Here is a 23,795-nt window from a genome sequence, read left to right as displayed (position 1 = left end):
CCAGTTGAGAGTCATTGACAATGAATGCTAACGGTTATGAAGATGACAGGTTTCTTTTTTATGAAGAAAAACTCCGCTGGCGAATGAGTCGGCAAATTTCTAATGCAAACACAATATTTTATGAAAACCAGAAAGATAGTGTTCAGCAAATTTTAAAAAAATATTCAAAACGTATACCTGTTCTTGTTTTTTGGGGAAATGAACGCAGATGGACAATTGTTAACGGTCTGGAAGTGGTGAGTGTCTTTGATGAACATCTCCATTACATCTATCTTAATGATATCAATAAAGAGATAAGACCTGATTTCTCACACAAAAAAAGCTTATATTTTAAATGTGAGTTAAAATCTATTCTTTTGGGGCGTGACAGGATTAAAATATGGGTTCCTGAGGGGAGGTTATATTTTGCATTAATGAATGTGTTGCAAATGTTCCCCCTGAAAAACCCGCTTTCAACAAGGAATTAATGCAACAACTACAAAATAATGAACTTAATTAATGTGTCCGCTATAGATTGCAGTCTTATATATTAAAAGGTGTCAATGTGAATGAATGTTTTATAAATATTACACCGGATTTTTTATCTTTTAAAAATGCCGGTTTGTCAGACTTACAGTATCGAAATGCAAAACTTACAATTTCATTGATTTGTCCGCCGATTAAGTCAGAAATCAACATATCTTTTGACTGGATACACTCATTTCGTGTCACCGATGAAGGAGATTTATTAGGGATGCTGGGAGCGTATGGTATTAATCAAACGGGGATTTATCGGGTAGCAAATTCAACTTATCTGGCATGGTTTACTAAGCAAAGTATCGGTATTCATGAAAATAAAATGATTGAGCATTATGTCATTGCAACGTCTAATGATGTTGTTGATGTCCTGTCTGTGGTTTCTCCGAAAATAGTGTATAAGTAAAGAATTAAGTCTTGTGAAGACGATAAAGAAAATTCGACTTCTTCCTTTCAGAGTGCTCCACTTCTCTTTATTATCTCACGCAGTATTCTTAAGGGAACGAGAAGGAGGAACCATGAATATTACCCCGTTTCCGACGCTTTCAGCGAAAACTATTGATGCCATAAACGTTATCGGGCAGTGGCTGGCACAGGATGATTTCTCTAATGAGGCTCTGTATCCGGCTGATTGCGTGATCCTTGCGGGTAACGCGGTTATTCCCACTATCGACGCGGCATGCAAGATTGCCAGAGATCGGCAAATTCCTTTATTGATCAGCGGTGGTATCGGTCATTCGACAACGTTTTTATATAGCGCTATTGCACAGCATCCGCACTATAACACCATCCGCACCACGGGCAGGGCGGAAGCGAGCATCCTTGCGGATATCGCCCACCAGTTCTGGCATATTCCCCATGAAAAAATCTGGATTGAAGACCAGTCTACGAATTGTGGGGAAAATGCACGCTTTAGCGTTGCGCTTCTGAACCAGGCAACGGAGCGAATTCATACCGCCATCATCATTCAGGACCCAACAATGCAGCGCCGAACCATGGCAACGTTCCATCGCATAACAGAGGATAATCCCGATGCGCCTCGCTGGTTAAGCTATCCGGGATTCATCCCCCAACTGGAGAATAGGGCGGGCACTGTTGCGTTTGTTAATCAACTGGAAGGTTTATGGTCGGTCGAACGTTATCTGTCGTTACTCACTGGCGAGTTGCCTCGCTTGCAGGATGATTGTGATGGCTATGGTCCACGCGGGCGCGATTTTATTGTTCACGTTGATTTTCCTACAGAAGTCACCATGGCGTGGCAAACATTGAAACGAGATGCTGTGCTTATCGAGACGATGGCGAGTCGTTCATTACGTTAATCATTGTGCCGTTTGCGAAGAGGCGGAGGTTTTCCTCCGCCTGCGTCTGTCAGAGTTTGGCAAATTTTTCCAGAGTGCGAATAAGTTGGGTGACGAATCCATACTCGTTATCATACCAGGCGACGGTTTTCACCAGTTGCAAATCGCCCACTGCGGTGATTTCCGTCTGGGTCGCATCAAACACCGAACCAAAATGGCTGCCAATGATATCGGAAGAGACAATTTCTTCGTCGGTATAGCCAAATGACTCGTTATTGGTCGTTGCTTTTTTAAGTGCGTTGTTCACCTCTTCAGCAGTCACTTTCTTACCAAGAATGGATACCAGCTCGGTTACTGAGCCCGTTTTCACTGGCACACGTTGCGCATGGCCTTTCAGTTTGCCGCTAAGCTCCGGGATCACCAGACCAATGGCTTTTGCTGCACCCGTGGTGTGAGGGATGATATTTTCTGCTGCAGCACGTGATGCACGTAAATCTTTACCACGCGGACCATCAACCAATGATTGCGTACCGGTGTAGGCATGAATTGTCGTCATCGTTCCCGCTTCTATACCAAAACTGTCATGTAATGCTTTAGCCATTGGCGCGAGACAGTTCGTGGTGCATGACGCCACAGAAACAATAGTGTCGTTGCTATCCAGAGTATCGTCATTAACGTTATAAACGATGGTTTTCATTTCACCAGCCGGAGCGGAAATCAGCACTTTCTTTGCCCCGGCATCCAGATGTGCCTGCGATTTTTCTGCGGAAGTATAAAATCCAGTGCACTCAACAACAATTTGTGCATCTTTCGCTTTCCACGGGATATTTTTCGCCTCTTTTTCGGCGTACACCGCAATACTTTTCCCATCGACGATAAGTGAATCTTCCGTGAAGTCAACGCTCCAGGGGAACGGACCGTAGTTTGAATCATGTTTCAGCAGGTAGGCGAGAATTTTCGGCGAGGTGAGATCATTGATCGCAACAACTTCTATGTCACTTTTGACCTCAAGTAGTCGACGCAACACCAGACGACCGATACGACCAAAACCGTTAATACCAATTTTATTCATGGTTTTCTCCTGTCAGGAACACTCGGATGGAAATTGATCCTTTCCAGGCTTAGACCAGGATAGCTGGATGAGCAATCTACATTCTTGCGGCCAAATGTAACGTACTGAAAATGACGGGAACAATATTTAATGAAATTTTAAGAAAAGCTCGTTATGTTAACGTTGAATTGTTTAAAATAGGGAAATGTTATGGAGAATAAGTACTCAAGGTTACAAATTGGTATTCACTGGCTGGTCTTTTTGCTGGTTATTGCAGCATATTGCACAATGGAATTTCGTGGATTTTTTCCACGTAGCGCCCGGCCAGTAATCAACATGATCCATGTCTCCTGTGGCATATCGATTCTCGTACTGATGGTGCTCCGTCTTGTGCTAAGGCTGAAATATCCAACTCCGCCAATTGTGCCTAAACCGAAACCCATGATGACGGGACTTGCTCATCTTGGGCATCTGGTCATTTATTTGCTGTTTATCGCGCTGCCTCTGATTGGTCTGATAATGATGTATTACCGTGGTAATCCCTGGTTTGCGTTTGGCATGACGATGCCTTATGCACCAGAGGCCAACTTTGATTTGGTCGATACCTTAAAATCGTGGCACGAAACGTTGGCAAATCTGGGATATTTCATCATTGGGCTACATGCTGCCGCAGCATTAGCACATCATTATTTCTGGAAGGACAACACGCTTTTGCGCATGATGCCGCGTAAGCATTCCTGACGACATTAAAAGAAAACGCCTGTACTAAACCAGACCCGTGGTACAGGCGAAGAATACGGGCCTACATCGGAAGCGCTTATTATATTTATTTGTATGACAAATAAAACCATAAGTTTTCCAGAATCTCTCTCAGTGTGCCTTCCGGGACATAATCTTTTACAAATCCATTAATTGCAGTCGCCAGTAATCTCTTACCGCCATGAATGCGGCAAAAATGTGATTGGAATGTTATGCCTGAAAACGCAAACGTTGTCCGTGGATCCACAAAATGCAGGGATTAAGACGATTTTGGCAACGGTGTAATAATATGGACAAGGGATCGAAAGGTCCCTTTTCCTTTTAGAAGGGCATCGATTTACGAATAGTGTTAATGAATAACTGACAACCGGAGGAGAACGTCGCATCAACGCGAGTAAGGATCCCAATTGGTTCGCCCGCTCCATGTCCCGGAACAGGCAACGCCACCAGCGTGGCATGCCGTAGATCATCTTTTACGGCGCCCGAAGGAACAAACCATACATAGTCATAATCCACGGTGAGTTGGCGTGAAAGCGATGCGGAAAGCGTTTCGATACATCCTGAAGGAATTTTACAGCCCTGACTTTGTACCAGTGCTTCGGAATGTTGCCGTGGCGCGGTGCCTTCCGGTGAAACGACAACGGGCCATTGCAGAACCCGGCTTAGCGTCACATTCTCCTGAAGCAGAGGGTGGTTGGGGCGAACAACTAGCTTCAGCGATTCGAGAAACAGCAACTCGTAATTAAGTCCGGTCATCAATTCAGGATCTGACATCCGACCCACGCCGATATCAATTTCCCCCGTTTTTAATCCTGCCAGAATCATCGTGTTACTCATCGTTGCAACTTGCAGGGTGGTCTCTCTTTGTTGTTGATGAAACTGACCGATAACAGAAGGTAATATCCCCAACGCGGCAGTAGGTAGCGCTCCCACTCTTATAATGTCATTGTTCAATCCCTCTTTACGATTCAGCGACTGACCGGCAGTGTTGATAGCATCAAGCACTTTGACTGCGTGAGTTAAAAATTGTTCGCCAGGTAAGGTGAGTTGCGCGCCTTGCCGTCCACGATCAAACAAGCGAGCACCTGTTAATTGTTCCAGTTCATTCAGGGTCTTAGAGAGCGCAGGTTGACTTAAATTAAGGGTTTCAGCCGCGCGCCCCAAAGTTCCTTGTTGTGCGACAGCGACAAACGTATGAAGGTGGCGCAAACGAATGCGCTGACTAAACAGACTATTTTTTTCCATAAGCGATGTTAAAAACGAAACGATGTTGCTGACAAGTGATGTTGTTTAATTATGATAACTTGATTGCAAAATATTATTAACATTTTAATGTGATTTTATTACGCCGGATATGCAGCATTGTTGATTTCGCAGCGAGATCACAGTTTGTAAATTCTTCCCACCAGAGTGAATGCGGTTACCTACACTCCAGATAATTGATCACTGGGGGCGGGCATTATGGCGAACAGCATCACGGCGGATGAGATCCGGGAACAATTTTCGCAGGCAATGTCAGCCATGTATCAGCAAGAGGTTCCACAGTACGGTACGTTGCTGGAGCTGGTAGCTGATGTGAATCTGGCTGTGTTGGAAAACAATCCCCAACTGCATGAAAAAATGGTGAATGCGGATGAACTGACGCGGCTTAACGTTGAACGTCATGGCGCGATTCGTGTTGGAACCGCGCAGGAACTTGCTACTTTGCGGCGAATGTTTGCCATTATGGGGATGTATCCGGTGAGCTATTATGATCTCTCGCAGGCAGGCGTGCCGGTTCATTCCACGGCCTTTCGTCCTGTCGACGACGCCTCACTGGCGCATAATCCATTTCGTGTTTTTACGTCATTACTTCGTCTTGAGCTTATTGAAAACGAAACGTTGCGCCAGAAGGCGGCGGAGATTTTACAGCGGCGCGATATCTTTACCCCGCGTTGCCGGCAATTGTTAGATGAATATGATCAGGCTGGTCGTTTTAACGAAGTACAAACGCGAGAGTTTGTGCAGGAAGCGCTGGAGACATTTCGCTGGCATCAGTCGGCAACGGTGGATAAAGAAACCTATCATGCATTACATGATGAACATCGACTGATTGCTGATGTGGTCTGTTTCCCCGGCTGTCATATTAACCACCTGACGCCACGTACTCTGGATATAGACAGAGTTCAGTCAATGATGCCTGAGTGCGGTATTGAACCGAAAATTCTCATTGAAGGACCGCCACGTCGTGAGGTTCCCATTTTATTGCGCCAGACCAGCTTTAAGGCACTGGAAGAGGTTGTCCAGTTTGTGGGGCAAAAGCAGGGGACGCATACCGCCCGCTTTGGTGAAATAGAGCAACGTGGCGCGGCATTAACCCGGAAAGGGCGGCGGTTATATGACGATTTACTGCGTAAGGCTGGAACCGGGCAGGATAATCTTACGCATCAGTTGCATCTACAAGAAACTTTTCGCGCTTTTCCTGACAGCGAGTTTTTGATGCGCCAGCAGGGGCTGGCATGGTTTCGCTATCGCCTGACGCCGTCAGGTGAAGCGCATCGTCAGGCGATTCATCCTGGTGACGATCCACAACCCTTAATTGAACGAGGTTGGGTGGTTGCGCAACCTATTACCTATGAAGATTTTTTGCCTGTTAGCGCGGCGGGGATCTTCCAGTCAAATCTGGGGGATGAAATACAGGCACGCAGTCACGGCAATGCCAGTCGTGAAGCCTTTGAACAGGCGTTGGGCTGCCCGGTTTTTGATGAGTTCCGGCTCTATCAGGAAGCGGAAGAACGCAGTAAACGTCGCTGCGGTTTGCTTTAAATTCGAGTCCTCCGACTTTGCAAAAATTTGCCTGATTTTACAAACGAATCAGGCTCTTCCCATCGACATAAAAAATTTGCCGATTTGTGCAGATTCTCTGTGTTCAACAATTGGATTATTAATAAATATTGTCTAGAGTGAGCGGTCACAAATAAGCATTTTCTTGCCGCTGAAAACGACCAGCGCGGGACCATTCACTACACCAGAAGGACTCACTTTCAGGTATGGATCGTAGACGATTTATTAAAGGTTCAATGGCTATGGCCGCCGTGTGCGGTACCAGCGGCATTGCTTCTCTTTTTTCTCAGGCTGCGTTCGCAGCAGATTCGGACATTGCCGACGGGCAAAGCCAGCGTTTTGATTTTTCTATTTTACAGTCGATGGCGCATGATTTAGCGCGAAAACCGTGGCGTGGCGCTCCGCGTCCGTTACCCGATACTCTGGCGACAATGACGCCGCAGGCCTATAACAGCATTCAATATGACGCGGAGAAATCGCTCTGGCATAACGTCGAAAACCGTCAACTGGATGCTCAATTCTTTCATATGGGCATGGGGTTCCGCCGCCGCGTACGGATGTTTTCTGTTGATCCGGCAACGCATCTGGCGCGTGAAATTCACTTCCGCCCGGAGTTGTTCAAGTACAACGATACGGGGATTGATACCAAACAACTTGAAGGGCAAAGCGATCTCGGTTTTGCAGGTTTTCGCGTGTTTAAAGCTCCAGAACTGGCGCGCCGTGATGTGGTGTCGTTCCTCGGCGCGAGTTATTTCCGTGCCGTTGATGACACTTATCAATACGGTTTGTCGGCGCGTGGTCTGGCGATTGATACGTACACCGATAGCAAAGAAGAGTTCCCGGACTTTACCGCTTTTTGGTTCGATACTGTACAACCCGGGGCGACAACTTTCACTGTTTACGCGTTGCTTGATAGCGCAAGCATCACCGGAGCTTACAAGTTCACCATTCATTGTGAGAAGAGTCAGGTGATTATGGATGTTGAAAACCACCTGTATGCACGCAAAGATATAAAACAGTTGGGGATCGCGCCGATGACCAGCATGTTTAGCTGCGGCACCAATGAGCGCCGGATGTGCGACACCATTCATCCACAAATCCATGACTCCGACCGTCTTTCCATGTGGCGAGGCAACGGCGAGTGGATTTGTCGTCCACTGAATAATCCGCAGAAATTGCAATTCAATGCCTATACCGACAATAACCCGAAAGGATTTGGCTTACTGCAACTGGATCGCGATTTCTCTCATTATCAGGACATTATGGGCTGGTACAACAAACGCCCAAGCCTGTGGGTGGAGCCGCGTAATAAATGGGGCAAAGGTACAATCGGTCTGATGGAGATCCCAACCACCGGTGAAACGCTGGATAATATCGTCTGTTTTTGGCAGCCAGAAAAAGCAGTAAAAGCCGGTGATGAGTTTGCATTCCAGTATCGTCTGTACTGGAGTGCTCAGCCTCCCGTTCATTGCCCGTTGGCACGTGTTCTGGCAACACGTACCGGGATGGGTGGTTTCCCGGAAGGCTGGGCGCCAGGCGAACATTATCCAGAAAAATGGGCCCGTCGTTTTGCTGTTGATTTTGTCGGCGGCGATCTGAAAGCGGCTGCGCCGAAAGGCATTGAACCCGTCATTACGCTTTCCAGCGGTGAGGCGAAGCAGATCGAAATTCTCTACATCGAACCGATTGATGGATATCGTATTCAGTTCGACTGGTATCCGACTTCGGACTCCACTGACCCGGTCGATATGCGGATGTATCTACGTTGCCAGGGGGATGCCATCAGCGAAACCTGGCTGTATCAATATTTCCCGCCAGCACCGGATAAACGCCGGTACGTTGACGATCGCGTGATGAATTAATTGCCATTTTTTCGGCGCCTTCTACTGGAGGCGCCGTCTGACTAAACACGATCCCGCTCGCATTTTTCCCTACGTTAAATGAGTAATCTGATGGTGCGTATTACATACACTTTGTCAGCCACTAACAGGGAGTGCGTATGTTTCCAGAATACCGAGATTTAATATCCCGTCTGAAAAACGAGAATCCTCGCTTTATTTCCTTGTTCGATAAACATAATAAGCTTGATCATGAAATTGCCAGGATGGAAGGTTCTGATGGGCGAGGGTACAACGCGGAAGTGGTCCGCATGAAAAAACAGAAGTTACAGTTGAAAGATGAGATGCTTAAAATCCTGCAACAGGAGAGTGTCAAAGAGGTATAAACTTTCTAAGCCGCCAGTAAGGCGGCTTTTTAAACTGATGCAAGAATTATGACCGAGACGATTAAAGTTAGTGAATCACTTGAATTACGTGCAGTTGAAGAAAGCCATGTCACGCCGCTCTATCAGTTAACCTGTAAAAATAAAACCTGGCTGCAACAATCGCTAAACTGGCCGCAGTTTGTTCACAGCGAAGAGGACACGTGGAAAACGGTGCAGGGCAATATGATGTTGCATCAACGTGGCTACGCCAAAATGTTCATGATTTACCGGGAGGATGAACTTGTCGGCGTTATCTCATTTAATCGCATAGAGCCTCTGAATAAAACCGCTGAAATTGGTTACTGGCTGGACGAATCCTGTCAGGGACTGGGGATTATGTCTCAGGCATTGCAGGCGTTTATTCACCATTACGCTCAGCGTGGTGAGTTAAGACGTTTTGTGATCAAATGCCGGGTGGATAATCTACAAAGCAATCAGGTGGCGTTGCGTAATGGTTTTGTACTGGAAGGTTGCTTGAAACAGGCTGAATTTCTCAACGGTGCTTATGATGATGTGAATATATACGCACGTCTCATCGATTCACAATAACCCCGCCAGCGGCGTTCGCGTAATGTGTTCCTCACCGTTAATGACTTTTGGGCCACGCAAATAAACAGTATCGTTATCAAGGGATTCGACGACTGCGTGGTCGGTCACTTCAATATGGTTTTCCATGATGACCGCTCCCGTAATGCGACTGTTACCCTGAATGATGATGTGCTCGTCGAGTAACACCGGGCCACCGCGTACAACAGCATTACCGCCGACCAGAACATGCTGTTTTAACACGCAGTTTCCTTCAACAATGGCATGTTCTGCAACCTGAGAGCTGTAGTGAAGCGTGGGAATAGCATCTTCCTCCATCCCGGCGATCACTTGCCCGTGACCGTAGACTTTTGCGCAATCGCAAAGCCAGACGTTGTTCTCTTCATTGCCTTCGATACAGGCAAAATCAAAAACCTCGGCACGATGCTCAATAAACGCATGCCGGACGACCGCGTTACCGTAAATTTGCGCCTGGTGAACAATTCGTGAGGCGCTGATTCTGGCGTGATCATAGATTTGTAGCAAAAGATGGTGGTCGGGGGTTAACCCTTGCGCGGCGACGATCATTGAATGCTGGTCGATATGGGCGTGACCAAAAATCCGGCATTGACCGCAAATGAGTGAATCTTTGATTGTGACGTTGTCACTTATTCTGGCGCCCTGACTGATTTCGGCGTTATCAATCCAGACGTTATTTGTGACATAAACGTCTCCCCATAACACGCAACTCCTGGTAATGCGCGTATTCCCGGTTATCACCGTTCCGGCAAACGCGATGGCATTCTGGTCGTAAATCCAGCAATTTCCTTCTTGTGCCAGCACAGTTTCGTCATCGATCCAACCACCTGCTGTTCCGGCTATCACATCGTTAAAATCAGTAACAGCAATAATTTGCCGCAATAACACACTCTTTTTGCAGCCATCTTTCTGATAACTAAAGGTTCGTTGTTCTTCATTAAGACGATATTTGCGCATAGCGTTTTCCCGCAGGTGGCTTACTATAACCGTAGCAAATTCTACGACTCTGGCTATGGTCGGGAAAATTCCATAAAATGCATTTCAAATATACTTTATAAATTAAACAAAATGAGTAATAAGATGCAGAGCGATAAAGTGCTCAATTTACCCGCAGGTTACTTTGGTATTGTGTTGGGGACGATAGGGATGGGATTCGCCTGGCGCTATGCCAGCCAGGTTTGGCAAGTCAGCCACTGGTTGGGGGATGGACTGGTAATTCTGGCGATGATCATCTGGGGATTATTGACCGTAGCATTTATTACCCGACTGGTACGCTTTCCACACAGCGTTCTTGCGGAAGTACGTCATCCCGTGATGAGCAGTTTTGTCAGCCTGTTCCCGGCAACCACCATGCTGGTGGCGATTGGTTTTGTTCCGTGGTTTCGCCCATTGGCTGTATGCATGTTCAGTATTGGCGTTGTGGTTCAACTGGTTTATGCCGCCTGGCAAACTGCGGGATTATGGCGAGGATCTCATCCAGAAGAAGCCACCACGCCGGGGCTTTATCTGCCGACAGTTGCGAACAACTTTATTAGCGCAATGGCCTGCGGCGCACTGGGTTATACCGATGCGGGTCTGGTGTTTTTAGGCGCTGGCGTTTTTTCCTGGCTAAGTCTTGAACCCGTCATTTTGCAGCGTCTGCGCAGTTCAGGAGAGTTACCGACGGCACTGCGTACATCGCTGGGAATTCAACTGGCGCCTGCGCTTGTCGCGTGCAGTGCCTGGCTGAGCGTTAATGGCGGCGAGGGTGACACGCTGGCAAAAATGCTTTTCGGTTACGGGCTGCTGCAACTGCTGTTTATGCTGCGTTTGATGCCGTGGTATCTCTCGCAACCGTTTAATGCCTCATTCTGGAGCTTCTCGTTCGGCGTATCCGCGCTGGCTACTACCGGCTTGCATCTTGGCAGCGGCAACGATAATGGTTTTTTCCATACGCTGGCGGTGCCGTTATTTATCTTTACCAATTTTATTATCGCATTACTGCTCATTCGTACTTTCGTGCTTCTGATGCAGGGGAAATTGTTAATCAGAACTGAGCGCGCCGTTTTAATGAAATCCGAGGACAAAGAATGATCGTTCGTGACGAAAACTATTTTACTGACAAATATGAATTAACCCGCACACACTCAGAAGTTCTGGAAGCGGTAAAAGTCATTAAACCGGGTAAAACGCTGGATCTGGGCTGTGGTAATGGTCGTAACAGCCTTTACCTGGCAGCCAATGGATATGATGTCGACGCATGGGATAAAAATGTCATGAGCATTGCCAACGTCGAGCGTATTAAATCTATTGAAAAACTGAATAATTTACGCACTCAGATCGTCGATCTTAATAACCTTACTTTTGACGGGCAATATGACTTCATTCTTTCCACCGTTGTGCTGATGTTCCTTGAGGCGAAAACGATTCCAGGGCTTATCGCCAATATGCAGCGTTGCACAAAACCGGGGGGGTATAACCTGATTGTGGCGGCGATGGATACCGCGGATTTCCCATGTACTGTTGGTTTTCCGTTTACCTTTAAAGAAGGGGAGCTACGCCGTTATTACGAAGGCTGGGAAATGATGAAATACAATGAAGACGTCGGTGAACTGCACCGCACCGACGCCAACGGTAATCGTATTAAACTGCGTTTTGCGACTATGCTGGCGCGTAAAAAATAACTGAACACAGACAATTTGCATGAAAATGATCCGCGATGAGATGTTGAAGCGCTGTTCTTTTTTGAGAGCACATTTTTGATCAAAGTGATGTGAAATGAATCACAGTGGGTGATGTTTTTTATCAACTTAACCCACTGAAATTTAACTACTGATAATTGACTTTGCCCCTTTTTCGTCATTGACTATATCGTCAGAAAAGGGGCTGGAAATTTATTTTCACCAACACTTTTTTTGCCACAACACGAAGCGGCGCTTTTTGCTATAACTTAAAAACTCATATAATCAATTCAGGAAACTATTCATGCAAATTTCATCCATTGCAAAAGCTGCAGCTTTATGCGGTTTGTTGGCTCTGTCTGGGTGTGCTTCTAAAATCACTCAGCCGGATAAATACTCCGGTTTTTTAAACAATTACTCCAATTTAAAAGAAGCAACGTCAGCAACGGGTAAACCTGTTTTACGTTGGGTTGAGCCTGGTTTTGATCAAAGTAAATATGACAGCATTGTCTGGAATCCAATTACCTATTATCCAGTACCTAAACCATCCACTCAGGTAGGGCAGAAAGTTCTGGATAAAATTTTGAGTTATACCAACACCAAAATGAAAGATGCGATTGCACAGCGTAAACCACTGGTTACCACCGCTGGACCTCGCAGTCTGATTTTCCGTGGTGCAATTACCGGTGTTGATACCAGCAAAGAAGGGTTACAGTTCTACGAAGTTGTTCCTGTTACATTAGTGGTTGCGGGGACGCAAATGGCGACGGGGCACCGTACCATGGATACCCGCCTGTATTTTGAAGGTGAACTGATTGATGCGGCAACCAATAAACCGGTTGTCAAAGTTGTACGTCAGGGCCAGGGTAAAGATCTGAATAACGAAAACACGCCAATGGCTTTCGAAAACATTAAGCAAGTTATTGATGATATGGCGACTGATGCCACCATGTTTGACGTCAACAAGAAGTAATTCCAGTCGCGCCGTCAGAAGACGGCGCTTCTTTAATCTGTTTCTGGTGACGATAAAAAGGCGCTCATTTGCCGGGGTGTTACTCCTTTCTGTCACAACAGCGACATTCAGACGGCGCATTTTCATTTGCTAATCCATTACCCGCGCAGTTAAGCGGGAAAACTATTTCGCAACGTCACGCTTGTGGCTAAAATAGCCGCCATTTTTCAGCTACTGGATAAGAAAGTGACCGTATCTTCTCATCGTCTTGAACTGTTAAGCCCGGCACGCGATGCCGCCATTGCCCGCGAAGCTATTTTGCACGGCGCCGATGCCGTTTATATCGGTGGCCCTGGTTTTGGTGCACGACATAACGCCAGTAATAGCCTGAAAGATATTGCCGATCTGGTGCCGTTTGCTCATCGCTATGGCGCAAAAATTTTTGTTACGCTGAATACTATCTTGCATGATAACGAACTGGAACCCGCGCGGCGGCTGATCACCGATCTTTACCAGGTTGGTGTCGATGCGTTAATCGTGCAGGATATGGGGATCCTTGAGCTCGATATTCCCCCCATTGAACTGCATGCCAGTACGCAGTGTGATATTCGCACAGTTGAAAAAGCGAAGTTCCTTTCTGATGTTGGCTTCACCCAGATTGTACTGGCGCGTGAACTGAATCTGGAGCAGATCCGCGCGATCCATCAGGCCACGGACGCAACCATAGAATTCTTCATTCATGGCGCATTATGCGTGGCCTATTCCGGTCAGTGCTACATCTCTCATGCGCAAACGGGCCGCAGCGCCAACCGTGGCGATTGCTCGCAGGCGTGCCGCTTGCCATATACCTTGAAAGATGATCAGGGGCGGGTGGTTTCTTATGAGAAACATCTGCTGTCGATGAAAGATAACGATCAGACCGCTAACCTGGGGGCGTTGATTGATGCCGGTGTTCGTTCCTTCAAGATCGAAGGGCGGTATAAAGATATGAGCTATGTGAAGAATATCACTGCGCATTATCGACAAATGTTGGACGCCATTATTGAAGAACGCGGCGATCTGGCGCGGGCTTCATCCGGTCGAACTGAACACTTCTTTGTACCTTCGACAGAAAAAACCTTCCATCGCGGTAGTACCGACTATTTTGTTAACGCACGTAAAGGTGATATTGGCGCATTTGATTCGCCGAAATTTATCGGCCTGCCGGTGGGCGAAGTGCTGAACGTAGCGAAAGATCATCTGGATGTTGAAGTTACGGAACCGCTGGCTAATGGCGATGGTCTTAACGTGCTGGTAAAACGAGAAGTGGTTGGTTTTCGTGCCAATACGGTTGAAAAAACGGGACAAAATCGTTACCGCGTCTGGCCGAATGAGATGCCCGCAGAACTGCATAAAATTCGCCCGCATCATCCTCTGAACCGTAACCTCGACCATAACTGGCAACAGGCGTTAACCAAAACTTCCAGCGAGCGTCGGGTCGCGGTGGATATCGAACTTGGCGGCTGGCAAGAACAACTCATCCTGACGCTGACCAGCGAAGAGGGCGTGAGTATCACACATACGCTGGATGGGCAATTCGACGAGGCCAATAATGCCGAAAAGGCACTCAATAACCTGAAAGACGGATTGTCGAAGCTGGGACAGACGGTTTATTACGCCCGTAATGTGCAAATTAACTTACCGGGGGCATTGTTTGTGCCAAACGGACTGTTAAATCAATTCCGCCGTGAAGCCGCCGAAATGCTGGATACTGCGCGTCTCGCCAGTTACCAGCGCGGCAGTCGTAAACCGGTTGCTGAACCTGCGCCGGTTTATCCACAAACGCATTTGACCTTCCTGGCAAATGTCTACAACCAGAAAGCGAGAGAGTTTTATCACCGCTATGGCGTACAACTGATTGATGCAGCTTATGAAGCGCATGAGGAGAAGGGGGAAGTGCCGGTGATGATCACCAAACATTGTCTGCGCTTTGCTTTTAATCTGTGTCCGAAACAGGCGAAAGGTAATATCAAAAGCTGGAAGGCAACGCCAATGCAACTGGTTAACGGCGATGAAGTGTTAACCCTGAAATTCGATTGTCGCCCGTGTGAAATGCACGTTATCGGCAAGATTAAAAACCACATTCTGAAAATGCCGTTGCCAGGAAGCGTCGTCGCATCCATCAGCCCGGATGAGCTGCTGAAAACATTACCGAAGCGCAAAGGGTAACCCTCTACGTAAAATAGCCCGATATGTGAAATTATCGGGCTATTTGCAATTCATTGAATCTTAATGAGGTACGTTGCATCCGGCAAGAAAGATAGAGCGTATCTGATTAATTCTGGTCCGCTTCCGGTTTGCGCGACTTTTGCCAGTAGAAGTGCTCGCGCAAGCCTTCAGCTGATTCTTCTGCTACGGCGCGCAGTTCATCGCTATCCGCTTCATGTCGCAATTGATGCTCCACATTCTTCACCCACAAAAACTCATGCCTTTTGTGTCCCGCCATTAACTGACCTGAGAACAATGTGCAGACCAGCAACATTATCGATAACGCTTTTGCAAACATCCCGCCACCTTTTCCTTAACTTTTGCCGCTATGATGCCAATTGCTTTTTTAGGTTGTTATTCGGTTTTGCAAATTAGCGCAAAGAAATTCTGCAATACGCCTTCCTGATTTTGCACCACTTTCTGTTGCTACGGCTATATCCCGTCACTCTTACACCCATGCCGGAAGGCGGTTATGTGGTTCTTTTGTGGTGTACCATGCAACAAAAATTGACGCTGGTGATGGTATAATTACAGTTAATGAAACGTTGTGATTTTTAACAACTGATATAGACTGCCGGAACACCTGTATCGCATAACGATTCGATAATGAAAAAATATCAGCGTCTGGCAGAACAATTACGCGAACAAATTGTGTCAGATATCTGGCAGCCCGGCGATCGTCTGCCTTCGCTACGTGAGCAAGTGGCGCTCTCTGGCATGAGTTTTATGACCGTCAGCCATGCATACCAGTTGCTGGAAAGTCAGGGATATATTATTGCGCGGCCACAGTCAGGTTATTACGTAGCGCCGCGTACGGTAAAATCACCACTGCCACTCGCGGTTCCTGTAACACGCGATGAAACGGTCGATATCAATACCTATATTTTTGAGATGTTGCAGGCCAGTCGCGATCCGTCGGTAGTGCCGTTTGCTTCAGCCTTTCCCGATCCGCGGCTTTTCCCGCTTCAACAATTGAATCGCTCATTAGCGCAGGTAAGTAAAACCGCCACTGCGATGAGCGTAATTGAAAACCTGCCGCCGGGAAACGCCGGGCTGCGTCAGGCCATCGCTCGTCGCTATGCTTTACAGGGCATCACCATTTCACCCGATGAGATTGTCATCACTGCCGGGGCGTTAGAGGCATTAAACCTCTGTTTACAAGCGGTAACCGAACCTGGTGATTGGGTAATAGTCGAAAATCCTTGTTTTTACGGCGCGTTGCAGGCGCTGGAACGATTACGGCTTAAGGCGTTATCGGTGGCGACGGATGTTAACGAAGGGATCGACCTTCAGGCGCTGGAACTTGCGTTGCAGGCGTGCCCGGTAAAAGCGTGCTGGTTAATGACTAATAGCCAGAATCCGCTCGGTTTTACTTTAACGCCGCAGAAAAAAGCGCGACTGGTGGCGTTGCTCAATCAGTACAACGTGATGTTGATTGAAGATGACGTTTACAGCGAGCTTTATTTTGGCCGGGAAAAACCCTTGCCCGCGAAAGCGTGGGATCGTCACGATGGCGTTCTGCATTGCTCCTCGTTTTCGAAATGCCTGGTACCTGGTTTTCGTATCGGTTGGGTTGCAGCAGGAAAACATGCGCGAAAAATTCAACGTTTGCAGTTGATGAGTACGCTTTCCACCAGCTCACCGATGCAGCTTGCGTTGGTGGATTATCTTTCCACACGCCGTTACGACGCCCATCTTCGGCGCCTGCGTCGCCAGCTTGCGGAACGTAAACAGCGTGCCTGGCAGGCGCTACTGCGTTATCTACCCGCAGAAGTGAAAATACACCGCAATGACAGCGGTTATTTTCTCTGGCTTGAACTTCCCGAACCGTTGGATGCGGGTGAATTAAGTCTTCAGAGTCTGGAACACCAGATCAGCATTGCGCCTGGCAAAATGTTTTCCACTGGCGAAAACTGGTCACGTTTTTTCCGCTTTAATACTGCATGGCAGTGGGGAGAGCGTGAAGAACAGGCGGTAAAACAATTAGGCAAACTTATTCAAGAACGTCTGAAATAGCGTTTAATTTAATTCCTCTCAGGTTGGGTAATATGAAATTCGAATAGAAGCCATATTTTCTAACTCCTTGTCTATACTCCAGAAGATAGCTTCTCCGGCAGCATAATGCGTGGTAGCTCACAACCTGATTAAATTTTCTCAGGGGGGAAGGTGCGCCTGCAAGCCGCCGTCTATGGTTAAACGAGGAGATATTTTAACGGCACGGCTGCTGAACAATTAATTACGACAGGAGTAAGACCTTATGAGCAAGACATTTGCCCGCAGCAGCCTGTGCGCGCTCAGCATGTCATTAATGACTGCCTATGCCGCAGAACCTCCGACCCATTTAGATAACCCTGAAGGACGACTGGATATTATCGCCTGGCCTGGATACATCGAACGCGGACAAACCGATAAACAATACGACTGGGTTACGCAATTCGAAAAAGAAACAGGCTGTGCGGTGAATGTGAAAACCGCCGCCACTTCCGATGAAATGGTTAGCCTGATGGCCAAAGGGGGGTACGATTTGGTCACGGCATCCGGCGATGCCTCGCTACGCCTGATTATGGGGAAACGCGTACAGCCGATTAACACCGCGCTGATCCCCAACTGGAAAACGATCGATCCACGGGTTGTAAAAGGCGACTGGTTTAACGTTGGCGGCAAAGTTTATGGCACACCGTATCAGTGGGGGCCGAATTTGCTGATGTACAACACTAAAACCTTCCCGACGCCGCCAGATAGCTGGCAAGTGGTTTTTGTGGAACAAAATTTGCCAGACGGCAAAAGCAATAAAGGTCGCGTACAAGCCTATGATGGCCCTATTTATATTGCCGATGCGGCATTGTTTGTCAAAGCTACGCAACCGCAGCTGGGCATCAGCGATCCGTACCAACTCACCGAAAAACAATATCAGGCAGTGCTGAAAGTACTGCGCGATCAACATGGTTTGATCCATCGCTACTGGCATGACACCACTGTGCAAATGAGCGATTTCAAAAACGAGGGGGTAGTGGCTTCCAGCGCCTGGCCGTATCAGGCCAACGCACTGAAAGGCGAAGGTCAACCGATAGCCACTGTCTTCCCGAAAGAGGGCGTCACCGGATGGGCTGACACCACTATGCTGCATAGCGAAGCGAAACATCCAGTTTGCGCCTATAAATGGATGAACTGGTCATTAACACCAAAAGTGCAGGGCGATGTGGCAGCCTGGTTTGGCTCGCTGCCCGTGGTGCCGGAAGGCTGTAAAGCCAGTCCGTTATTAGGCGATAAAGGTTGTGAAACCAACGGCTTTAACTACTTCGATAAAATTGCCTTCTGGAAAACGCCTATTGCGGAAGGGGGAAAATTTGTTCCCTACAGTCGCTGGACACAGGATTACATTGCCATTATGGGCGGTCGCTAACTTCGCTGGGGTGTTTTATGACGTACGCAGTGGAGTTTGACAATGTCTCGCGACTGTACGGTGAGGTGCGCGCGGTCGATGGCGTCAGTGTTGCGATAAAAGATGGCGAGTTCTTCTCAATGCTGGGGCCATCCGGCTCCGGCAAAACTACGTGCCTGCGGCTTATTGCCGGATTCGAACAACTTTCCGGCGGGGCTATCTCTATCTTTGGTAAGCCTGCCAGCAATCTGCCGCCCTGGGATCGGGACGTGAATACCGTCTTCCAGGACTATGCGCTGTTCCCCCATATGTCGATTCTTGACAATGTGGCCTACGGGCTGATGGTCAAAGGCGTGGATAAAAAACAGCGCTACACCATGGCGCAAGAAGCACTGGAGAAAGTGGCGCTGGGGTTTGTGCAGCAACGTAAACCCGCGCAACTTTCTGGCGGTCAGCGCCAGCGTGTCGCCATCGCCAGAGCTCTGGTGAACGAACCGCGCGTGTTATTGCTGGATGAACCGCTCGGCGCGCTGGATCTCAAATTGCGTGAGCAGATGCAACTGGAACTGAAAAAGCTGCAACAGTCGCTCGGTATCACTTTTATCTTCGTTACGCACGATCAGGGTGAAGCGTTATCAATGTCCGATCGCGTGGCAGTATTCAACAATGGCCGCATTGAGCAGGTAGATTCGCCGCGCGATCTCTATATGCGCCCACGCACGCCGTTTGTCGCCGGATTTGTCGGTACATCTAACGTATTTGATTCGCTGATGGCTGAGAAAATCTGCGGCATGATGGGGAGTTATGCATTACGACCGGAACATATTCGCCTGAATACGCCCGGCGAAGTACAGGCCAGCGGTACTATTCAGGCCGTGCAGTATCAGGGCGCTGCAACGCGCTTTGAACTGAAACTGAGCGGCGGTGAAAAACTGCTGGTCAGTCAGGCCAATATGACGGGCGATGAATTGCCTGCCACGCTTACCCCCGGTCAACAGGTGATGGCTTCCTGGTCGTGTAACGTGATGGTGCCACTGGTTGAGGAGAGGTGAATGGCGATGAATGTATTGCAGTCACCTTCACGCCCGGGCATGGGTAAGGTATCAGGATTTTTCTGGCGTCAACCGGGGCTGGGGCTGTTTTTACTGCTGCTCGGCCCGCTGATGTGGTTTGGTATCGTCTATTTTGGCTCGCTGCTGACGCTGTTATGGCAGGGCTTTTATACTTTTGATGATTTCACCATGTCGGTGACGCCGGAGTTGACGCTGGCAAATCTCCGCGCGCTGTTTAACCCGGCAAATTACGACATCATTATTCGCACGCTGACGATGGCTGTGGTAGTGACTATTGCCAGCGCTATTCTTGCCTTTCCAATGGCGTGGTATATGGCACGTTACACCAGCGGAAAAATGAAAGCGTTTTTTTATATCGCAGTGATGTTGCCGATGTGGGCGAGTTACATTGTAAAAGCCTATGCCTGGACCTTATTGCTGGCAAAAGATGGCGTGGCGCAGTGGTTTTTGCAGCATCTGGGGCTGGAACCGCTTCTGACGGCGTTCCTTACGCTACCGGCAGTGGGCGGCAATACGTTATCAACTTCCGGGCTGGGTCGCTTTCTGGTATTTCTCTATATCTGGCTGCCGTTTATGATTTTGCCCGTGCAGGCGGCACTGGAGCGTTTACCGCCGTCATTATTACAGGCGTCGGCAGATCTCGGCGCGCGCCCTCGACAAACCTTCCGCTATGTCGTGTTGCCGCTGGCGATCCCGGGGATTGCCGCAGGTTCTATTTTTACCTTCTCACTTACGCTGGGGGATTTTATTGTCCCGCAACTGGTCGGTCCCCCGGGATATTTTATCGGCAATATGGTGTATTCCCAGCAGGGGGCGATTGGTAATATGCCGATGGCAGCCGCTTTCACCCTGGTGCCGATTGTTCTTATCTCACTCTATCTGGCGTTTGTGAAACGCCTGGGAGCGTTCGATGCACTCTGAACGCGCACCATTATTCCTCAAGCTGGCAGCCTGGGGCGGCGTAGTTTTTCTCCACTTTCCCATCCTGATTATCGCGGCCTATGCTTTTAATACTGAAGAGGCGGCATTTAGCTTTCCCCCGCAAGGCCTGACGTTGCGCTGGTTTAGCGTGGCGGCACAGCGTAGCGATATTCTTGAATCAGTGACACTGTCACTTAAAGTGGCGACACTGGCGACATTTATCGCGCTGGTGTTAGGGACGCTGGCGGCTGCGGCGCTTTGGCGACGAGATTTTTTCGGTAAAAACGCTATTTCGCTGTTATTGCTGTTGCCCATTGCCCTGCCGGGCATTGTGACGGGGCTGGCGCTGTTAACCGCGTTTAAAACTATCAATCTGGAGCCCGGTTTTTTCACCATCGTGATCGGCCATGCGACCTTTTGCGTCGTGGTGGTTTTCAATAATGTCATCGCCCGTTTTCGCCGTACCTCGTGGAGTCTGGTTGAGGCGTCAATGGATCTTGGGGCCAATGGCTGGCAAACCTTCCGCTACGTAGTGTTGCCGAATCTCAGTTCGGCGCTACTGGCAGGAGGAATGCTGGCGTTTGCATTGTCGTTCGATGAAATCATCGTTACGACCTTTACGGCAGGTCATGAACGAACGTTACCGTTGTGGTTGCTCAATCAACTTGGGCGACCGCGTGATGTACCGGTAACTAACGTGGTGGCTCTGCTGGTTATGTTGGTAACAACCTTGCCGATCCTGGGGGCCTGGTGGCTAACCCGCGAAGGCGACAATGGTCAATAACCACTGATACAGGAATATGCTATGCAACATAAGTTACTGATTAATGGAGAACTGGTTAGCGGCGAAGGGGAAAAACAGCCTGTCTATAACCCGGCAACGGGGGAAGTTTTACTGGAGATTGCAGAAGCATCGGCAGAGCAGGTTGATGCAGCTGTCCACGCGGCAGAGGCAGCATTTGCGCAGTGGGGACAAACCACACCGAAAACTCGCGCGGAATGTCTCCTGAAACTGGCGGATGTTATCGAAGAGAACGGTCAGGTTTTCGCCGAACTGGAGTCCCGTAACTGTGGCAAACCGCTGCATAGTGCGTTCAATGATGAAATTCCGGCGATTGTCGATGTCTTTCGCTTTTTCGCCGGTGCGGCACGCTGTCTGAATGGTCTGGCGGCGGGTGAATATCTCGAAGGACATACTTCGATGATCCGCCGCGATCCGATCGGCGTCGTGGCCTCTATTGCGCCATGGAATTACCCATTGATGATGGCGGCCTGGAAACTGGCCCCGGCACTGGCGGCAGGGAACTGCGTAGTGCTTAAGCCATCAGAAATTACCCCGCTGACCGCGTTGAAACTGGCAGAACTGGCAAAAGATATCTTCCCGGCTGGCGTAATTAATGTGCTGTTTGGCAGAGGCAAAACAGTGGGAGATCCGCTGACCGGACATCCCAAAGTACGGATGGTGTCGCTGACGGGCTCTATCGCCACTGGGGAACACATCATCAGCCATACCGCGCCGTCCATTAAGCGCACCCACATGGAACTTGGCGGCAAAGCGCCAGTGATTGTTTTTGATGATGCCGATATTGAAGCTGTGGTTGAAGGTGTACGCACCTTTGGCTATTACAACGCGGGTCAGGACTGCACCGCTGCCTGCCGTATCTACGCGCAAAGAGAGATTTACGATACGCTGGTGGAAAAACTTGGTTCTGCAGTTGCGACACTTAAATTCGGCGCACCGGATGACGAATCCACAGAGCTTGGTCCATTGAGTTCACTGGCGCACCTGGAGCGCGTCAGCAAAGCGGTAGAAGAGGCGAAAGCGACAGGGCATATCAAAGTGATCACTGGCGGCGAGAAACGTAAAGGTAATGGTTACTACTATGCACCGACGGTACTGGCTGGCGCGTTACAGGAAGATGCCATCGTTCAAAGAGAGGTATTTGGTCCGGTCGTGACCATCACTGTATTCGATAACGAGGAACAGGTGCTTCACTGGGCAAATGACAGCCTGTACGGACTGGCCTCTTCAGTATGGACAAAAGATGTTGGTCGGGCGCATCGCGTCAGTGCTCGCCTGCAATATGGTTGTACATGGGTTAATACGCATTTCATACTGGTCAGCGAAATGCCGCACGGCGGGCAGAAACTCTCTGGTTATGGCAAGGACATGTCACTTTATGGCCTGGAAGATTATACGGTGGTCCGTCATGTGATGGTTAAACATTAACAAGATATAAGCTGGAATATTTACGTTGTATTCCAGCTATTTTTACTGAGAATAAAAAACCAGAAAGTTCAGTTTTAAATTAACACTTCACTTAACTGCATCTGATACATCTTATTGATTAACTCTTTATGGTGATATCTACATTTACCATAAGCAAAACCATTTTTATTAATAGAGTGGTTTTCCTTTTTTTAACTGAGAAATAATCAAACCATAACAAACATACGATAACTAAACTTACTCGTATATATATATTGTGTTTTTGGCGAAATTGTGTATATTTCCCGCCGCTTGTCGTACCAGTTGGTTTTTTGATTATTTTAAGCACATATAAGTAATACAAATGACTATGGTGAATAAGAAACTAAGACGAAAGGCTTCCTGCGCAGTAACATGGTCGGTAATAGCTACTCAGATATTATCCCCAGTTACATTTACCCTGATCCCGGCAAACAGCTTTGCCTCTTCAGCTAATACTGAGAGTGCACAAACTAATGCTAATGATGAGTATGCAAATGAGCTGGCTTCATTAGCGGCAAATGCGGGGCAGAGTCTGGCGAATAATACCGCCGGGCGTTTTGCTGTAGATACATTGTCGGCTCAGGCAACAAAAGAAGTTGTTGATTGGCTACAACAATATGGCAATGCGCGCATTAAACTGAACGTTGATGAGTCCTTTACTTTAAAGGATGCTGCATTTGATTTCTTATATCCCTGGATGGATAGTAAAGATTATGTTTTGTTCAGCCAGACATCATTGCATCGCACAGATGACCGTAATCAGGCCAATATTGGCTTAGGTTTACGTCACTTTACAACTGACAACGCCATGTTGGGCGCAAATATTTTTTACGATTATGACCTGAGCCGTCACCATTCTCGTGCGGGGTTGGGCGTTGAATACTGGCGCGATTATATGCGTTTTGGTGCTAATACCTATTTTGGTCTTTCTGACTGGAAAGACAGTCGCGATATTGATGATTATTTTGAGCGCCCGGCAAATGGCTGGGATGTTTCTGCTGAAGGCTGGCTACCAGTATATCCACAATTAGGGTG

23 protein-coding genes are annotated in these 23,795 nt (G+C 48.1%); 19 read left to right on the top strand and 4 right to left on the bottom strand.

Annotation, left to right across the window (positions count from 1 at the left end; genetic code table 11):
• The first annotated feature begins 20 nt into the window (after window positions 1-20).
• The 3 genes from EA14781_RS13860 (at window position 21) to ydcF (ending at window position 1,835) form a co-directional block, all read left to right on the top strand.
• Window positions 21-467, top strand: a complete 447-nt coding sequence (locus EA14781_RS13860; protein ID WP_000993269.1) for a hypothetical protein — start codon at window positions 21-23, stop codon at window positions 465-467.
• A gap of 77 nt (window positions 468-544) precedes the next feature.
• Window positions 545-922 carry a hypothetical protein gene (locus tag EA14781_RS13855; protein ID WP_001001239.1) on the top strand — a complete coding sequence of 126 codons (378 nt, stop codon included), beginning with the start codon at window positions 545-547 and terminating at the stop codon, window positions 920-922.
• A gap of 112 nt (window positions 923-1,034) precedes the next feature.
• Complete coding sequence (ydcF, locus tag EA14781_RS13850) at window positions 1,035-1,835, top strand: DUF218 domain-containing protein YdcF (RefSeq protein WP_001027917.1); 801 nt, start codon at window positions 1,035-1,037, stop codon at window positions 1,833-1,835.
• 49 nt (window positions 1,836-1,884) lie between these two features.
• Here the strand turns inward: ydcF and gap are convergent, their stop codons facing one another.
• Window positions 1,885-2,886 carry a type I glyceraldehyde-3-phosphate dehydrogenase gene (gene gap / locus EA14781_RS13845; protein WP_001033373.1) on the bottom strand — a complete coding sequence of 334 codons (1,002 nt, stop codon included), beginning with the start codon at window positions 2,884-2,886 and terminating at the stop codon, window positions 1,885-1,887.
• 189 nt (window positions 2,887-3,075) lie between these two features.
• Between gap and cybB the strand changes: the two genes are divergently transcribed.
• The gene (gene cybB / locus EA14781_RS13840) at window positions 3,076-3,606 is read left to right on the top strand and encodes a cytochrome b561 (RefSeq protein ID WP_000428997.1); all 531 of its coding nucleotides are present in this window, start codon (window positions 3,076-3,078) and stop codon (window positions 3,604-3,606) included.
• A 339-nt stretch (window positions 3,607-3,945) separates the two neighbouring features.
• On the opposite strand, the gene EA14781_RS13835 is transcribed toward cybB, so the two are convergent.
• On the bottom strand, window positions 3,946-4,869 hold the full coding sequence (locus tag EA14781_RS13835; RefSeq protein ID WP_000414557.1) for a LysR substrate-binding domain-containing protein: 924 nt from the start codon (window positions 4,867-4,869) through the stop codon (window positions 3,946-3,948).
• 216 nt (window positions 4,870-5,085) lie between these two features.
• Here EA14781_RS13835 and hglS point away from each other — a divergent pair, with 216 nt between their 5' ends.
• From hglS to rimL, 4 genes are all read left to right on the top strand, one after another.
• Window positions 5,086-6,429, top strand: a complete 1,344-nt coding sequence (gene hglS / locus EA14781_RS13830; protein WP_000013820.1) for a 2-oxoadipate dioxygenase/decarboxylase HglS — start codon at window positions 5,086-5,088, stop codon at window positions 6,427-6,429.
• A gap of 224 nt (window positions 6,430-6,653) precedes the next feature.
• On the top strand, window positions 6,654-8,309 hold the full coding sequence (gene opgD / locus EA14781_RS13825) for a glucan biosynthesis protein OpgD (RefSeq protein WP_000375934.1): 1,656 nt from the start codon (window positions 6,654-6,656) through the stop codon (window positions 8,307-8,309).
• A 137-nt stretch (window positions 8,310-8,446) separates the two neighbouring features.
• Window positions 8,447-8,671, top strand: coding sequence for an HP1242/YdcH family protein (locus EA14781_RS13815; RefSeq protein ID WP_002462169.1), 225 nt, complete (start codon window positions 8,447-8,449; stop codon window positions 8,669-8,671).
• Between the two features lie 48 nt (window positions 8,672-8,719).
• A complete protein-coding gene (gene rimL, locus EA14781_RS13810) occupies window positions 8,720-9,259 on the top strand; it encodes a 50S ribosomal protein L7/L12-serine acetyltransferase (RefSeq protein WP_000140894.1) in 540 nt (179 codons plus the stop codon).
• On the opposite strand, the gene ydcK is transcribed toward rimL, so the two are convergent.
• Complete coding sequence (gene ydcK, locus EA14781_RS13805) at window positions 9,251-10,231, bottom strand: YdcK family protein (protein ID WP_001234011.1); 981 nt, start codon at window positions 10,229-10,231, stop codon at window positions 9,251-9,253. The genes rimL and ydcK overlap by 9 nt on opposite strands.
• A 123-nt stretch (window positions 10,232-10,354) precedes the next feature.
• Between ydcK and tehA the strand changes: the two genes are divergently transcribed.
• The 4 genes from tehA to rlhA all read left to right on the top strand — a co-directional run bounded on the left by tehA (window position 10,355) and on the right by rlhA (window position 15,094).
• Complete coding sequence (gene tehA / locus EA14781_RS13800; RefSeq protein WP_002462168.1) at window positions 10,355-11,347, top strand: dicarboxylate transporter/tellurite-resistance protein TehA; 993 nt, start codon at window positions 10,355-10,357, stop codon at window positions 11,345-11,347.
• Window positions 11,344-11,937 carry a tellurite resistance methyltransferase TehB gene (tehB, locus tag EA14781_RS13795; protein ID WP_000636988.1) on the top strand — a complete coding sequence of 198 codons (594 nt, stop codon included), beginning with the start codon at window positions 11,344-11,346 and terminating at the stop codon, window positions 11,935-11,937. The genes tehA and tehB overlap by 4 nt, the downstream gene beginning before the upstream one ends.
• Window positions 11,938-12,238: 301 nt before the next feature.
• Entirely contained in the window at window positions 12,239-12,907 is a 669-nt protein-coding gene (locus EA14781_RS13790) for a DUF3313 domain-containing protein (protein WP_001167368.1), read from the top strand.
• A 225-nt stretch (window positions 12,908-13,132) separates the two neighbouring features.
• Window positions 13,133-15,094 carry a 23S rRNA 5-hydroxycytidine C2501 synthase gene (rlhA, locus tag EA14781_RS13785; protein WP_010334655.1) on the top strand — a complete coding sequence of 654 codons (1,962 nt, stop codon included), beginning with the start codon at window positions 13,133-13,135 and terminating at the stop codon, window positions 15,092-15,094.
• A gap of 106 nt (window positions 15,095-15,200) precedes the next feature.
• On the opposite strand, the gene EA14781_RS13780 is transcribed toward rlhA, so the two are convergent.
• Window positions 15,201-15,431: a DUF2554 family protein gene (locus tag EA14781_RS13780; RefSeq protein ID WP_000457426.1), complete on the bottom strand. Its 231-nt coding sequence runs from the start codon at window positions 15,429-15,431 to the stop codon at window positions 15,201-15,203.
• Between the two features lie 308 nt (window positions 15,432-15,739).
• Here EA14781_RS13780 and EA14781_RS13775 point away from each other — a divergent pair, with 308 nt between their 5' ends.
• The 7 genes from EA14781_RS13775 to EA14781_RS13745 form a co-directional block, all read left to right on the top strand.
• Window positions 15,740-17,149, top strand: coding sequence for an aminotransferase-like domain-containing protein (locus EA14781_RS13775; protein WP_000760706.1), 1,410 nt, complete (start codon window positions 15,740-15,742; stop codon window positions 17,147-17,149).
• A 241-nt stretch (window positions 17,150-17,390) separates the two neighbouring features.
• A complete protein-coding gene (ydcS, locus tag EA14781_RS13770) occupies window positions 17,391-18,536 on the top strand; it encodes a putative ABC transporter substrate-binding protein YdcS (protein ID WP_000047411.1) in 1,146 nt (381 codons plus the stop codon).
• A gap of 17 nt (window positions 18,537-18,553) precedes the next feature.
• Window positions 18,554-19,567: an ABC transporter ATP-binding protein gene (locus tag EA14781_RS13765; RefSeq protein ID WP_000220439.1), complete on the top strand. Its 1,014-nt coding sequence runs from the start codon at window positions 18,554-18,556 to the stop codon at window positions 19,565-19,567.
• Window positions 19,568-20,509: an ABC transporter permease gene (locus EA14781_RS13760; protein WP_001251334.1), complete on the top strand. Its 942-nt coding sequence runs from the start codon at window positions 19,568-19,570 to the stop codon at window positions 20,507-20,509. It abuts the gene before it with no gap.
• Entirely contained in the window at window positions 20,499-21,293 is a 795-nt protein-coding gene (locus EA14781_RS13755) for an ABC transporter permease (protein WP_000555488.1), read from the top strand. Before EA14781_RS13760 ends, EA14781_RS13755 begins: the two co-directional genes overlap by 11 nt.
• Before the next feature lie 21 nt (window positions 21,294-21,314).
• Window positions 21,315-22,739: an aminobutyraldehyde dehydrogenase gene (gene patD, locus EA14781_RS13750; RefSeq protein ID WP_001163913.1), complete on the top strand. Its 1,425-nt coding sequence runs from the start codon at window positions 21,315-21,317 to the stop codon at window positions 22,737-22,739.
• A gap of 343 nt (window positions 22,740-23,082) precedes the next feature.
• A partial coding sequence (locus EA14781_RS13745) for an inverse autotransporter beta domain-containing protein (protein ID WP_000180015.1) occupies window positions 23,083-23,795 on the top strand: 713 nt, incomplete at its 3' end.

The sequence above is a fragment of the Escherichia albertii NBRC 107761 = DSM 17582 genome (genome assembly GCF_000759775.1).
Classification (GTDB): Bacteria; Pseudomonadota; Gammaproteobacteria; order Enterobacterales; family Enterobacteriaceae; genus Escherichia; species Escherichia albertii.
The sequence above is the reverse complement of the archived record's forward strand: the minus strand, read 5'-3'. Positions and strand labels throughout refer to the sequence as shown.

What these genes read in the sequence shown, in the direction of transcription:
- EA14781_RS13860 (WP_000993269.1), top strand. Translation starts at nt 21, where the DNA reads ATGAATGCTAACGGTTATGAAGATGACAGGTTTCTTTTTTATGAAGAA.
- ydcF (WP_001027917.1), top strand. Translation starts at nt 1,035, where the DNA reads ATGAATATTACCCCGTTTCCGACGCTTTCAGCGAAAACTATTGATGCC.
- gap (WP_001033373.1), bottom strand. Translation starts at nt 2,886, where the DNA reads ATGAATAAAATTGGTATTAACGGTTTTGGTCGTATCGGTCGTCTGGTG.
- cybB (WP_000428997.1), top strand. Translation starts at nt 3,076, where the DNA reads ATGGAGAATAAGTACTCAAGGTTACAAATTGGTATTCACTGGCTGGTC.
- EA14781_RS13835 (WP_000414557.1), bottom strand. Translation starts at nt 4,869, where the DNA reads ATGGAAAAAAATAGTCTGTTTAGTCAGCGCATTCGTTTGCGCCACCTT.
- hglS (WP_000013820.1), top strand. Translation starts at nt 5,086, where the DNA reads ATGGCGAACAGCATCACGGCGGATGAGATCCGGGAACAATTTTCGCAG.
- opgD (WP_000375934.1), top strand. Translation starts at nt 6,654, where the DNA reads ATGGATCGTAGACGATTTATTAAAGGTTCAATGGCTATGGCCGCCGTG.
- EA14781_RS13815 (WP_002462169.1), top strand. Translation starts at nt 8,447, where the DNA reads ATGTTTCCAGAATACCGAGATTTAATATCCCGTCTGAAAAACGAGAAT.
- rimL (WP_000140894.1), top strand. Translation starts at nt 8,720, where the DNA reads ATGACCGAGACGATTAAAGTTAGTGAATCACTTGAATTACGTGCAGTT.
- ydcK (WP_001234011.1), bottom strand. Translation starts at nt 10,231, where the DNA reads ATGCGCAAATATCGTCTTAATGAAGAACAACGAACCTTTAGTTATCAG.
- tehA (WP_002462168.1), top strand. Translation starts at nt 10,355, where the DNA reads ATGCAGAGCGATAAAGTGCTCAATTTACCCGCAGGTTACTTTGGTATT.
- tehB (WP_000636988.1), top strand. Translation starts at nt 11,344, where the DNA reads ATGATCGTTCGTGACGAAAACTATTTTACTGACAAATATGAATTAACC.
- EA14781_RS13790 (WP_001167368.1), top strand. Translation starts at nt 12,239, where the DNA reads ATGCAAATTTCATCCATTGCAAAAGCTGCAGCTTTATGCGGTTTGTTG.
- EA14781_RS13780 (WP_000457426.1), bottom strand. Translation starts at nt 15,431, where the DNA reads ATGTTTGCAAAAGCGTTATCGATAATGTTGCTGGTCTGCACATTGTTC.
- EA14781_RS13775 (WP_000760706.1), top strand. Translation starts at nt 15,740, where the DNA reads ATGAAAAAATATCAGCGTCTGGCAGAACAATTACGCGAACAAATTGTG.
- ydcS (WP_000047411.1), top strand. Translation starts at nt 17,391, where the DNA reads ATGAGCAAGACATTTGCCCGCAGCAGCCTGTGCGCGCTCAGCATGTCA.
- EA14781_RS13765 (WP_000220439.1), top strand. Translation starts at nt 18,554, where the DNA reads ATGACGTACGCAGTGGAGTTTGACAATGTCTCGCGACTGTACGGTGAG.
- EA14781_RS13760 (WP_001251334.1), top strand. Translation starts at nt 19,568, where the DNA reads ATGGCGATGAATGTATTGCAGTCACCTTCACGCCCGGGCATGGGTAAG.
- EA14781_RS13755 (WP_000555488.1), top strand. Translation starts at nt 20,499, where the DNA reads ATGCACTCTGAACGCGCACCATTATTCCTCAAGCTGGCAGCCTGGGGC.
- patD (WP_001163913.1), top strand. Translation starts at nt 21,315, where the DNA reads ATGCAACATAAGTTACTGATTAATGGAGAACTGGTTAGCGGCGAAGGG.